We start from the raw sequence: 12,115 nt of genomic DNA, 5'->3' as shown, positions 1-12,115 counted from the left end.
ATGAGTTGCTGCGCGGCAGGGACCGAAGGGGCACTGGACATGGAGCGGGCAGGGGTCTCCCTGCCGTCGCCTGAAGAGCTGAAGCTCTGCAGCCGTGCGGTCGGGCCCGGCCTCTGGCAGGTTGACATGAGCGTGCCCGCGGTCCATTGCGGCACCTGCATCTCGACAGTGGAGGGTGTGCTCAAAGCCTTGCCGGAAGTCGAGCGGGCCCGCGTCAACCTCTCGACCAAGCGCGTTTCCGTCGTCTGGAAAGAGGCGGTCGACGGGGTCGAGACCGATCCGGTGAACCTCGCGCGCGCTATCGCCACAACAGGCTATTCCGCGCATCTCTTCACAGCCGCAGAAGAAGCCTCTGACGCCTTGCGCAATCAGCTGGTCCGTGCGGTTGCCGTGTCGGGCTTCGCTGCTACGAACATCATGCTTCTGTCCGTGTCGGTCTGGTCGGGTGCAGATGCCTCGACACGCGATCTCTTCCACTGGATCTCGGCGATGATCGCGGCCCCTGCGCTGATCTATGCCGGCCGCTTCTTCTACGAATCGGCTTGGAATGCGCTGAAGCATGGGCGCACCAACATGGATGTGCCGATCGCCATCGGCATCACGCTCTCCTATTTCGCTTCGTTGTGGGAGACCATCCATCACGGCGAACACGCCTATTTCGATGCGACGGCCTCACTGCTCTTCTTCCTTTTGATCGGCCGCACGCTGGATCACATCATGCGTGACCGGGCGCGCTCCGCAATCAGCGGGCTTGCCCGCCTCAATCCGCGTGGTGCCATGGTGCTTTCCGACGATGGCTCGCGGGAGTATCGCGCGGTCGATGAAATCCGCATCGGCGATCAGGTGTCCATTGCTGCCGGCGATCGGATCCCGGTCGACGGTGTCGTCATCTCCGGTGAGAGCGATCTCGACATGTCGATCGTCAATGGCGAAAGCGCACCTGTTTCGGTCCGCCCGGGCTCCGACGTCCAGGCGGGTACACTCAGCCTGACCGGCTCGCTGACGGTCAAGGCGACAGCTACGGCGCAGGACTCGTTCCTTTCCGAGATCATTCACCTGATGGAGGCAGCTGAAGGGGGCAGGGCACGCTATCGGCGGATCGCTGACCGCGCAGCTCAGTATTATTCGCCGGTCGTGCACCTGCTCGCCATCATCGCCTTCATGGGCTGGGGGCTCTATGACGGCGACTGGAAACACGCGATGATGGTCGCGATTGCTGTCCTCATCATCACCTGCCCCTGTGCGCTCGGCCTTGCCGTGCCGGTGGTCCAGGTTGTTGCCGCCGGTCGCCTGTTCAAGGCAGGCGTCATGGTCAAGGATGGATCGGCCATGGAGCGGCTTGCCGAGATCGAGGCCGTCGCCTTTGACAAGACCGGAACGCTAACACTGGGGCGCCCGAAGTTAGTGGACGTTGCCAAAGTCGAGCCGATTGGCTTCGCTGTTGCCGCCGGTCTTGCCGCCCATTCCCGCCATCCGCTGTCGCGGGCGCTGTGGTCCGCCTATGGTGGCCAGCCGCGCGGCTTCGACACCGTTCGCGAAGTGCCGGGCGCTGGCGTTGAGGCGGAGGCTGTGGAGGGCGTTTGGCGTCTCGGCAATCGCCGCTTTGCCTGTGCGACCGAGGCGATCGATGTCAGCGACAAGCCCTATTCCGAAGTCGTCCTCTCTCTCGACGGTATCGAACGCGCCACCTTCCTGTTCGAAGATACGCTCCGGCCACGGGCCCGTGCCTCGATCGAGACGCTGAAGAATGGTGGCCTCGAACTCGGCATCCTCTCGGGCGATCGTGCGCCTGTGGTGGCCAAGCTTGCCGCCGATCTGGGGATCACCAACTGGCGCGCTAGCCTCACGCCACGGAACAAGGCCGAAGCCTGCGCCGAGGCGTCGGCCCGGGGCCGGCTGGTGCTGATGGTCGGCGATGGCATCAACGATGCCCCGGCGCTCTCGTCAGCGCATGTCTCGATGGCTCCGGCCACGGCTGCCGATGTCGGCCGACAGGCCGCTGACTTCGTCTTTATGCGCGACGGGCTCGAAGCCGTGCCCTTCGCCATCGAGGCCTCGCGCCGGGCGGGCCGACTCATTCGCGAGAACTTTGCCCTCGCCATCGGCTACAACGTCATTGCCGTGCCAATCGCGCTGCTCGGTTATGCCACGCCCCTGATCGCGGCCGTCGCAATGTCGACCTCCTCGATCATCGTCGTTGCCAATGCCTTGCGGTTGAACCGCCTCTCGCTGGACGAGAAGACGCTGGCAGACCCCGCCATCTTCACCGCCGCGACTGGAACCCCTGATGGTGCGAGGATCGCCGCATGAACATGCTGATCTACTTGATACCGATCGCACTTTTCCTCGGCGGTCTCGGCCTCTTTGCCTTCCTCTGGTCGCTGAAGAGCGGCCAGTATGAGGATCTCGATGGCGCCGCATGGCGTGTCCTCTCGGACAAGGACGACAAGCCGGACGCTTGATAGTGCGTTTACCGAACGGTCAATTTTGACTCTTGCCGCATGCCTTCGCGGATGCGAGAAAGCCGCATCCATGAAATTGCATGCGGAGGCTACATCGTGCAGCAAGCGGAAATCGGACTGATCGGTCTCGGAGTGATGGGCTCCAATCTGGCGCTCAACATTGCCGAAAAGGGCAATCGGATCGCGGTCTTCAACCGCACATCTGCAAGAACGGACGAGTTCCTGGCCGAGGCCGGCGACCTGGCCGGCCAGATTATCGGTTGCCATACGATCGAAGAGTTCGTTGCCGCCATTCGCCCGCCGCGCCCGATCATCATCATGATCAAGGCTGGCGAGGCCGTCGACCAGCAGATGGCGGCGCTGCTGCCGCATCTCGCCAAGAACGACATCATGATCGATGCCGGCAATGCCAATTTCCGCGATACGGTTGCACGCTTCGAAAAGCTCGCCGGAACCGACGTGACCTTTATCGGCATGGGTGTGTCCGGTGGTGAGGAAGGCGCCCGCCACGGCCCTTCGATCATGGTCGGCGGCACGGAAGAGAGCTGGAAGCGCGTCGAGCCGGTGCTGACCTCGATTGCCGCCAAGTTCAACGATGACCCCTGCGTCGCCTGGCTCGGCACCGATGGCGCCGGCCATTTCGTCAAGACGATCCACAACGGCATCGAATATGCCGACATGCAGATGATTGCCGAGGTCTACGGTATCCTGCGGGACGGCCTGAGCCTGTCGGCGCCCGAGATTGGCGAGATCTTCGGAGAGTGGAACAAGGGTCGCCTTAACTCCTACCTGATCGAAATCACAGAGAAGGTGCTGAAGGCGACCGATCCGGAAACCGGCAAGCCGATGGTCGACGTGATCGTCGATTCCGCCGGCCAGAAGGGCACTGGCAAGTGGTCGGCCATCGAAGCACAGAACCTTGCGGTTACCGCCTCCGGTATCGAGGCCGCCGTTGCTGGCCGTGTCCTCTCTTCACTGCGTGAAGAACGCATGGCTGCCGAAAAGCTGTTCGGACTGCCGGCACTTGCCGCAGCACCAGCAGACAAGGCCGCCTTCATCGCCGATCTCGAAAACGCGCTGCTCGCCGCCAAGATCGCGGCCTATGCGCAAGGGTTCGCCGTGATGTCTTCGGCGTCGGAAGAGTTCAACTGGTCGCTGCCGATGCCGACGATCGCTCGTATCTGGCGCGCCGGCTGCATCATCCGTTCGCAGTTCCTCGACGAGATCACCTCGGCCTTCACCAAGGACCCGAACGTGCCGAACCTCGTGGTGACGCCGGCCTTTGCCCAGATGGTCAAGGAAACCGATGGGGCGCTGCGCCGCGTCGTTGCCCATGCCGCACTCTCGGGCCTTCCGGTTCCAGCGATCGCCTCGGCGCTTTCCTACTTCGACACCTATCGTCGCGGTCGTGGCACGGCGAACCTCATCCAGGCGCAGCGCGATTTCTTCGGCGCGCATGGCTTCGACCGTCTCGACGGCAAGGACATCCATCACGGCCCCTGGGCCGGCCAGTTCTGAGCGATCCTGTAACGTCTTGCAGTTCGAGGCCCGATATCCCGCGATGTCGGGCCTCTTTTTCATTGGGGGCAGATCATGACAGACAGGCTTACGCTTCTCGGCACCAAAGGCGGCCCCGCCATCCGTCCGGGTGGCCCCAATCCGACATCGATGCTGCTTGACCTGTCCGGGCGCCGGATCGTCATCGATTGTGGGCTTGGCGTATCGAGAGGCCTGGTCGAGACGGGCATGTCGCTGAAGGAACTCGACCTCGTCTTCATCACCCATCTGCATTCCGACCATGTGCTGGAGCTCGGGCCGCTCCTCCACACCGCCTGGACGACTGGGTTAGACCATTCCGTCACAGTCTATGGTCCCAAGGGTACGCGAAACGTCTGGACGGGATTCCTCGCCTCGCTCGCCTACGACATCGAAATACGGATCGCCGACGAGGGGCGCCCCGATCTCGCGGGCCTCGTCGAAATTGTCGAATATGGTCCGGGTGAAATCTTCCGGTCGGGGGATCTGGTTGTTGAGGCACTGCGCGTCGACCATCCGCCAGTGACGGAGTGTTTTGCGCTGAAGATCTGCCATCCAGATAAGACACTCGTCTTTTCCGCCGATACCGCGCCGTTCCCGCCGCTTGTCGACTTTGCCCGCGGGGCCGACATCCTCGTGCATGAGGCCATGTTGCCGGAGGGGCTGGACAGTATTGTCAGGCGAACCGGAAACGGTGCTCGTCTGCGCGAGCATCTCGTCGCCTCGCACAGTTTCGCTGCGGATGCAGCTCAGATTGCAACGAAGGCTAGCGTCGGCATGCTCGTGCTCAACCATCTCATTCCGGCCGATGATCCCGCCTTTACCGAGGACGACTGGCGAGCGGCCACCGCGCCGCATTGGACCGGAGCGCTCGTCATCGGTCGCGATGGCCTCGCAATTGCCTTGTGAATGACGGCGACCGCCCGCCGATTTTGCTAAAATCCTATGCTTTCGTTTACCTTGTAGTTAACGCCTGTCGCCTAGCGTGCCGGAGCGGTTAACGATTCCGCGCGTATTTCAGGCGATTCATGATGGTATCCGTTAATTTATCTACACTGGCGCTCGGCGCATTTGCAGTTCTGGCGGTCTTTGCTGCGCTTTATGCGCGACATTGGCGGGAGGAGCCGAATCGAAACGAATTCTTGCTATTTTCCGCGGCATCCGGGCTTGCGGCGCTCGGTGCATTGCTCTCGGCCTTCTCGGATGGCGGCCACGGACTGATCACGGTTGTCCTCGCTCAGACGCTCATCCTGTCGGGCGCGGCACTTGCCTGGCAGGGCATGCGGGCCTTCGATCACCGGGCGCTTGATCTGAAGCTCGCCGCCGTGGGGCCGCTTGCCTTTTTCCTGCTGGCGGCGTCTGCGCCCCTTTTGCAGGACGACGTGACGGCCCGTTTCCTGGTCGCCGCCGTTGTCGGCGCGATCTATACCGGATTGGCTGCCTGGGAGCTGAAGTCGTCCGAAGTCGAAGAGCGACTTTCCAACCGTCCCTTTGCTTATCTCTGGTTTGCGGCCCTGGCTGTGGTTCTGCTCATCGCGGCTCTTGTGGCCTATGTCTGGCCGTTTAACGCCTCCGATGTCGTCGGCTCCGGGCCTCTCTGGCTGACCCTCGTGGTGTTCGCGATCTTCGTGCATGCCGTGATCGCGCCGCTCTCGATCTTCCTTCTGGTGCGCGACCGCCTGCTGGTGGAACATCACTGGTCGGCCGCGACGGACACGCTGACCGGCCTTGCCAATCGCTTCACCTTTCTCGATATGCTGCAAACGCTCTCGACCAAGGTGCGCGGCGAGGGGGCCTTCCTCTATGTCGACGTCGACCATGTGAAGCGGATCAACGACCAATACGGCCATTCCGGCGGTGACGAGGTGTTGAAGACCTGCGCTGAGTTGATCCTGCGCGAACTGCCCGAGCACGCCTTGCTCGGCCGTCTGGCGGGTGCAGAGTTTGCCGCCTATGTACCCTTCTGCAAGATCGAGGAGGCCGAGAAGCTCGGCCATATCATCCATGACAGTGTAGAGCAGCAGATGTTCTTCCTCGGTGGCGAACTCGTGCCGGTGACGGTCAGCGTCGGCGTCGCCCATGGGGCATTGCAGGTGACGGCGGACGAATTGCTGAAGCGGGCGGACGCGGCTCTGCATGCCGCCAAGGTCAACGGCCGCAATTCGGTCGTGGTCTGGGACGATGGCCAGCGCCCATCCTACGCCTGATTATCCCAAGCGTGCGGCCGGGTGATCGGCGCCTGCAGACGTCATGACTGTTCCCAGCGCGGCTCGGTGATGCTCTGCAGCAGCCCAGGGTCGACGCCGTCGATCCTGGCGATCACCGCCTTGGCGAGTTCTCGGCCCGATTGGCGTACATCCTCGTAGACGGCGATGATGTCGGGGCGAATCCAGTTCAGGATCGGCGTCCCTTGTTTTGCCACCAGGTCGATCTCGACGCCAACCCGCTTGCCGGCCGCTTCGATGCCGGCATTGGCGGCAATCGCGCTGCTGCCGGAAGAGGAGATCAAGCCGTCCGGCGCATCCGGTCCTCGCATCAGATCCTCGACTGCCGTGCGGATCTGTCCAAGCGACGCGTCGATGTTGATGTGAAGCGGTACTTCCTCCGCACCGAAGGCCTTGAGGCCGCGCATGAAGCCGTCGAAGGTATGCTTGTAATAGGTGAGCTTGCTCGGCGGCGGCAGAAGCGCGATGCGCTTGCGGCCGCGCTTCACCAGCCGTTCGACCGCCTGGTAAGCGAAGGTCTCGTTGTCGAAGTCGTGATAGGGATGCTCGATGCCCATGGCTGTGCGTCCATGGGTGACGAAGGGCATGTTTTGCTCGGTGAGCAGCCGCACCCGCGCGTCATCCGGCTCGGTGCGTGAAATGATCACGCCATCGGCAGAACCGGTCTCGAGGATGTACCGCACGGGCAGCATCGGATCCTTGGTATGCGCATGCGGCGTCACGACGATATGGTAGGGCGTGCCGGCAAGCACCTCCGATATGCCGACAACCATCTGGTTGGAAAAACCGAGGATTTCCTCGTCGATACCAAGCACCAGTGCGATCACGTTGGTCTTGCCGGTTCTGAGGCGGACGCCCGCGCGGTTCGGCTGATAGCCGAGCTGACGTGCGACCATGCGCACGCGTTCCTTGGTCTCGGCGCCGATGTCGGGCGCATCTTTCAGGGCGCGTGACACCGTGGTGATGCCGAGCCCGGTCATGAAGGCGATCGTCTTGAGCGTCGGCCGCTCTTTCGTCGCCACTGGGCGGTCCATCAGGCCGCTCCCCTGCTGATCTGTCATGTCGTCCCCGTCACTCGCACAAGTCACGCTTATAGTTGGCTTTTTCCTGCCTGCAAACCTGGAGACCGGCACCTCCTCCCGGTGCGGTGAAGGAAAAATCTGAAACGATACAGTCGATTTGTCGAGCCCTTTTCCATGCTGCGCTGCGAAGGAATACAACCAAGGCGGGAGGCGGCATTTTATCCTGTGGTCCTCAACGGATCTGGGCGCCCTTGGACGCCCATGCAGCAAATTATTCTTAAATGTTCGACAATTCATTGGACCTGAAACGATCGTTTTCATGCTGCTGCGCAATATCCATCTCACCCAAAGCGTTTTGAACGACGCGCCTGAGGCACACGCCTGCGCTGAAATTTGGCTGTAATGGAAAATTTACAATCCGACAGGTTGCGCTCCAAAATTCTTTGACATAAGTTTTTCCGGCAACGTTTCAGTGAGGGAGGAGACTCATGAATTTTCGTAGCTTTGCGGCAGCTTTGGCCGCTACTGTTGTCATGCCGTTTGCGGCAGCACAGGCCACCGATCTCGAGGTAACCCATTGGTGGACGTCGGGCGGTGAAGCCGCTGCTGTCGCCGAGCTCGCCAAGGCATTCGACGCCACCGGCAATAAATGGGTCGACGGCGCTATCGCCGGTTCCGGCGGTACCGCCCGCCCGATCATGATCAGCCGCATCACCGGTGGTGATCCGATGGCTGCAACCCAGTTCAACCACGGCCGCCAGGCCGAGGAACTGGCCGAAGCCGGGCTGATGAAGGACCTGACTGCCGTCGCCGAAAAGGAAGGCTGGAAGGATATCATCAAGCCTGCAAGCCTGCTTGAAAGCTGCACGATCGACGGCAAGGTTTACTGCGCCCCGGTCAACATCCACTCCTGGCAGTGGTTGTGGCTTTCCAACGCCGCCTTCGAACAGGCCGGCGTTGCCGTGCCGAAGAACTGGGACGAATTCGTCGCGGCAGCCCCCGCGCTTGAAGCCAAGGGCATCATTCCGCTCGCCGTCGGTGGTCAGCCGTGGCAGTCGGCTGGGGCCTTCGACGTTCTGATGGTCGCCATCGCCGGCAAGGAAACCTTCGAAAAGGTGTTCAAGGACAAGGATGCGGACGTCGCAGCCGGTCCTGAGATCGCCAAGGTGTTCGCAGCTGCCGACGATGCGCGCAAAATGTCCAAGGGCTCCAATGTTCAGGATTGGAACCAGGCCACCAATCTGGTCATCACCGGCAAGGCCGGCGGCCAGATCATGGGTGACTGGGCACAGGGCGAATTCGCACTCGCCGGTCAGGTTGCGGGTACGGACTACACCTGCCTACCGGGCCTCGGCGTGAACGAGATCATCTCGACCGGCGGTGACGCATTCTACTTCCCCGTTCTCGATGACGAAGAAAAGTCTGCTGCACAGGACGTTCTTGCCGCCACCCTGGTTGCGCCTGCAACACAGGTTGCGTTCAACCTGAAGAAGGGTTCATTGCCGGTTCGCGGTGACGTCGATCTCGCCGCTGCCAACGACTGCATGAAGAAGGGCCTCGACATTCTCGCCAAGGGCAATGTCATCCAGGGCACCGACCAACTGCTTTCTGCCGATAGTCAGAAGCAGAAGGAAGACCTCTTCTCCGAGTTCTTCGCCAATCCGTCCATGACCGTCGAAGATGCGCAGAAGCGCTTCGCCGACATCATCGCTTCCGCTGATTAATCGCGGGTGACCTGTCCAGCCAGGGGCTGCCCTGGCTGGACGCAGGCCATTTTCGACCGGGGTAGGGCGTCCGCGCCCGTGTGCCGGCTGCGTGCGGGAAGCGTGTGTTTTCAGCGTGATGGCCTTGGTACGAGCACCCGTGTCCAGGACGAGGAGGACTGACCCATGGCGAGCCCGTCGCATGCTGGTCGACCCAACAAGCTGTTTCGCAATCTGAACGCCAAGATCGCGTCCATTCCAATGGTGCTGACCGCAATGGTCATCTTCCTTGGGGGGACTATCTGGACGGTCGTCTATTCCTTCACCAATTCCAGGCTTCTGCCGCGCGCCAATTTCGTCGGCTTCGAGCAGTATGAACGCCTGTGGGATGCGCCGCGATGGATCATTTCGATCCAGAACCTGGCGATCTACGGCATTCTCTCGCTGATCTTCTCGATCGTGATCGGGTTCTTGCTGGCAGCGCTGATGGATCAGAAGATCCGCTTCGAGAACGCCTTCCGCACGATCTTTCTCTATCCCTTCGCGCTGTCCTTCATCGTTACCGGTCTCGTCTGGCAATGGATCCTCAACCCGGATTTCGGGGTGCAGTCGATCGTGCGGTCGTTGGGCTGGGAGACCTTCACCTTCAACCCGCTCTACAATTCGGAGATCGTCATCTACGGCATCCTGATCGCCGGCCTCTGGCAGGGAACGGGGTTGGTGATGTGCCTGTTGCTCGCGGGTCTGCGTGGCATCGACGAAGACATCTGGAAGGCCTCGCGCGTCGACGGCATTCCCATGTGGAAGACCTACCTCTTCATCATCATTCCGATGATGCGCCCGGTCTTCATCACCACGCTGGTCATCATCACATCCGGCATCGTCCGCCTCTACGACCTCGTCGTCGCCCAGACCAGCGGCGGCCCCGGTATCGCCTCCGAAGTCCCTGCAAAATACGTCTACGACTACATGTTCCAGGCGCAGAATCTCGGTCAGGGCTTTGCCGCATCGACCATGATGCTGCTGACGGTCGCGATCATCATCATCCCCTGGGCCTATCTCGAATTCGGAGGAAAGAAGCGTGGCTAATCCCGGTTCCCTCAACACCACTGCTGCCGGTTTCGATGCGGTCTCACATCAGGTTGGCTCCGATCATGTCGGGTCGGGCCCACGCGGGGCCAAGCCTAAGCGCACCTTCTCGGGTCGCAACATTATGCTCTATGGGTCGCTGATCTTCTTTGCGATCTACTATCTGATCCCGCTCTACGTGATGATCGTCACATCGCTGAAGGGCATGCCGGAGATCCGTCTCGGCAATATCTTCTCGCCGCCGATGGAGATCACCTTCGAGCCCTGGGTCAAGGCCTGGGCGACCGCCTGCACCGGTCTCAACTGTGATGGTCTTTCGCGCGGCTTCTGGAATTCCGTGCGCATCACCGTGCCGTCGACGCTGATCTCCATCCTGATCGCCTCGGTCAATGGCTACGCGCTCGCCAACTGGCGCTTCAAGGGTGCGGAACTGTTCTTCACGATCCTGATCATCGGCGCCTTCATTCCCTATCAGGTGATGATCTACCCGATCGTCATCGTGCTCAGGGAAATGGGCATCTACGGCACGCTCACGGGTCTCGTGCTCGTGCACACCATCTTCGGCATGCCGATCCTCACGCTGCTCTTCCGCAACTACTTCACCTCGCTGCCGGAAGAGCTGTTCAAGGCCGCCCGTATCGATGGGGCAGGGTTCTGGCAGATCTATCTCAGGATCATGCTGCCCATGTCGCTGCCGATCTTCGTGGTCGCCATGATCCTGCAGATCACCGGCATCTGGAACGACTTCCTGTTCGGCGTCGTGTTCACCCGACCGGAATATTACCCGATGACGGTACAGCTCAACAACATCGTCAACTCGGTCCAGGGCGTGAAGGAATACAACGTCAACATGGCCGCAACATTGCTCACCGGCGCTGTGCCGCTCATCGTCTACTTCATTTCCGGACGCCTGTTCGTCCGGGGCATCGCCGCCGGCGCAGTCAAGGGTTAAGCTCATGTCGCATAGTGTATCGATCAAGGACCTCTCTTTGAGCTTCGGCGCTGTCAAGGTGCTGGAAAACCTCAATCTCGACATTGTCGACGGTGAGTTCATCGTTCTCCTGGGCTCATCCGGCTGCGGCAAGTCCACTTTGCTCAACTGCATCGCCGGCCTTCTGGAGCCGACCGACGGGCAGATCTTCATCAAGGGCAAGAACGTCACCTGGGAAGAGCCCAAGGACCGCGGCATCGGCATGGTGTTCCAGTCCTATGCGCTTTATCCGCAGATGTCGGTGAAGAAGAACCTCTCCTTCGGCCTGCAGGTCGCCAAGATGCCGAAGGACGAAATCGAAAAGCGCGTCCAGCGCGCCGCCGACATCCTGCAGATCGGACCGCTGCTCGATCGCAAGCCGTCGGCACTGTCTGGTGGTCAGCGTCAGCGCGTAGCGATCGGGCGTGCTCTGGTGCGTGACGTCGACGTCTTCCTGTTCGACGAGCCGCTGTCCAACCTCGATGCCAAGCTGCGCTCGGAGCTTCGCGTCGAGATCAAGCGCCTGCACCACAGCCTCAAGAACACGATGATCTACGTCACCCATGACCAGATCGAGGCCCTGACGCTCGCCGATCGCATCGCGATCATGAAGAGCGGCGAGATCCAGCAGCTCGCCGATCCGAACACGATCTACAACCAGCCGAGAAACCTTTTCGTCGCCGGCTTCATCGGCTCGCCGTCGATGAACTTCTTGCATGGCGACCTCGTCAACGAAGGCGGCGAGATCTTCTTCCGCACCCACGACGTCCTGTTCTCGATGAAGGGATATCGCTCGGAAGAGCCGCTGACGGGTGGCCGCAAGGTTATCCTCGGCGTGCGTCCGGAGCATATCAAGGTCGATGAAGAGGCTGGTATCGGCGAGCTGCACGAGGCCGTCGTCGACATCGAGGAGCCAATGGGCGCCGACAACCTGCTCTGGCTCAAACATGCCGGCCACACCATGTCGGTCCGCATCGGTGGCACCCGCCGTTATGCGCCGGGCGCCAAGGTCCGCCTCGGCTTCGACATGGAAGTTGCCTCCCTTTTCGATGCGCAGACCGAAGAGCGCATCTGACACGTTCCCCCCTGCGTCCCGGCCTGTGACCGG

At 61.3% G+C, this 12,115-nt stretch carries 10 protein-coding genes; 9 read left to right on the top strand and 1 reads right to left on the bottom strand.

Going from position 1 to position 12,115, the window contains the following annotated elements; translation table 11 throughout:
* From BW978_RS19460 to BW978_RS19440, 5 genes are all read left to right on the top strand, one after another.
* Nucleotides 1-2,310: a cation-translocating P-type ATPase gene (locus tag BW978_RS19460; protein WP_139330608.1), complete on the top strand. Its 2,310-nt coding sequence runs from the start codon at nt 1-3 to the stop codon at nt 2,308-2,310.
* Nucleotides 2,307-2,462, top strand: a complete 156-nt coding sequence (gene ccoS / locus BW978_RS19455) for a cbb3-type cytochrome oxidase assembly protein CcoS (RefSeq protein ID WP_076397496.1) — start codon at nt 2,307-2,309, stop codon at nt 2,460-2,462. The genes BW978_RS19460 and ccoS overlap by 4 nt, the downstream gene beginning before the upstream one ends.
* A 96-nt stretch (nt 2,463-2,558) precedes the next feature.
* Complete coding sequence (gndA, locus tag BW978_RS19450) at nt 2,559-3,980, top strand: NADP-dependent phosphogluconate dehydrogenase (protein WP_076397652.1); 1,422 nt, start codon at nt 2,559-2,561, stop codon at nt 3,978-3,980.
* Nucleotides 3,981-4,055: 75 nt separating this feature from the next.
* The gene (locus tag BW978_RS19445; protein ID WP_076397495.1) at nt 4,056-4,907 is read left to right on the top strand and encodes an MBL fold metallo-hydrolase; all 852 of its coding nucleotides are present in this window, start codon (nt 4,056-4,058) and stop codon (nt 4,905-4,907) included.
* A 119-nt stretch (nt 4,908-5,026) separates the two neighbouring features.
* Nucleotides 5,027-6,205, top strand: a complete 1,179-nt coding sequence (locus BW978_RS19440) for a GGDEF domain-containing protein (RefSeq protein ID WP_076397494.1) — start codon at nt 5,027-5,029, stop codon at nt 6,203-6,205.
* A gap of 41 nt (nt 6,206-6,246) precedes the next feature.
* On the opposite strand, the gene BW978_RS19435 is transcribed toward BW978_RS19440, so the two are convergent.
* Nucleotides 6,247-7,284, bottom strand: a complete 1,038-nt coding sequence (locus tag BW978_RS19435; RefSeq protein WP_076397493.1) for a LacI family transcriptional regulator — start codon at nt 7,282-7,284, stop codon at nt 6,247-6,249.
* A 449-nt stretch (nt 7,285-7,733) separates the two neighbouring features.
* Here BW978_RS19435 and BW978_RS19430 point away from each other — a divergent pair, with 449 nt between their 5' ends.
* From BW978_RS19430 to BW978_RS19415, 4 genes are all read left to right on the top strand, one after another.
* Nucleotides 7,734-8,969: an ABC transporter substrate-binding protein gene (locus tag BW978_RS19430; RefSeq protein ID WP_076397492.1), complete on the top strand. Its 1,236-nt coding sequence runs from the start codon at nt 7,734-7,736 to the stop codon at nt 8,967-8,969.
* A gap of 165 nt (nt 8,970-9,134) precedes the next feature.
* Nucleotides 9,135-10,037: a carbohydrate ABC transporter permease gene (locus BW978_RS19425; protein ID WP_076397491.1), complete on the top strand. Its 903-nt coding sequence runs from the start codon at nt 9,135-9,137 to the stop codon at nt 10,035-10,037.
* Nucleotides 10,030-10,989 (top strand): carbohydrate ABC transporter permease, encoded by a 960-nt coding sequence (locus BW978_RS19420; RefSeq protein ID WP_076397490.1) that lies wholly within the window; start codon nt 10,030-10,032, stop codon nt 10,987-10,989. The genes BW978_RS19425 and BW978_RS19420 overlap by 8 nt, the downstream gene beginning before the upstream one ends.
* A 4-nt stretch (nt 10,990-10,993) precedes the next feature.
* A complete protein-coding gene (locus BW978_RS19415) occupies nt 10,994-12,082 on the top strand; it encodes an ABC transporter ATP-binding protein (RefSeq protein WP_076397489.1) in 1,089 nt (362 codons plus the stop codon).
* The last annotated feature ends 33 nt before the right edge of the window (nt 12,083-12,115 follow it).

Origin of the sequence: Rhizobium sp. RU33A (assembly GCF_900156055.1) — a bacterium.
GTDB lineage: Bacteria > Pseudomonadota > Alphaproteobacteria > Rhizobiales > Rhizobiaceae > Allorhizobium.
Note: the sequence above shows the minus strand (reverse complement) of the source record. Positions and strands in the feature narration are given on the sequence as shown.

Coding starts and splice junctions, on each gene's coding strand:
- BW978_RS19460 (WP_139330608.1), top strand. CDS start 1: ATGAGTTGCTGCGCGGCAGGGACCGAAGGGGCACTGGACATGGAGCGG.
- ccoS (WP_076397496.1), top strand. CDS start 2,307: ATGAACATGCTGATCTACTTGATACCGATCGCACTTTTCCTCGGCGGT.
- BW978_RS19445 (WP_076397495.1), top strand. CDS start 4,056: ATGACAGACAGGCTTACGCTTCTCGGCACCAAAGGCGGCCCCGCCATC.
- BW978_RS19440 (WP_076397494.1), top strand. CDS start 5,027: ATGATGGTATCCGTTAATTTATCTACACTGGCGCTCGGCGCATTTGCA.
- BW978_RS19435 (WP_076397493.1), bottom strand. CDS start 7,284: ATGACAGATCAGCAGGGGAGCGGCCTGATGGACCGCCCAGTGGCGACG.
- BW978_RS19430 (WP_076397492.1), top strand. CDS start 7,734: ATGAATTTTCGTAGCTTTGCGGCAGCTTTGGCCGCTACTGTTGTCATG.
- BW978_RS19425 (WP_076397491.1), top strand. CDS start 9,135: ATGGCGAGCCCGTCGCATGCTGGTCGACCCAACAAGCTGTTTCGCAAT.
- BW978_RS19415 (WP_076397489.1), top strand. CDS start 10,994: ATGTCGCATAGTGTATCGATCAAGGACCTCTCTTTGAGCTTCGGCGCT.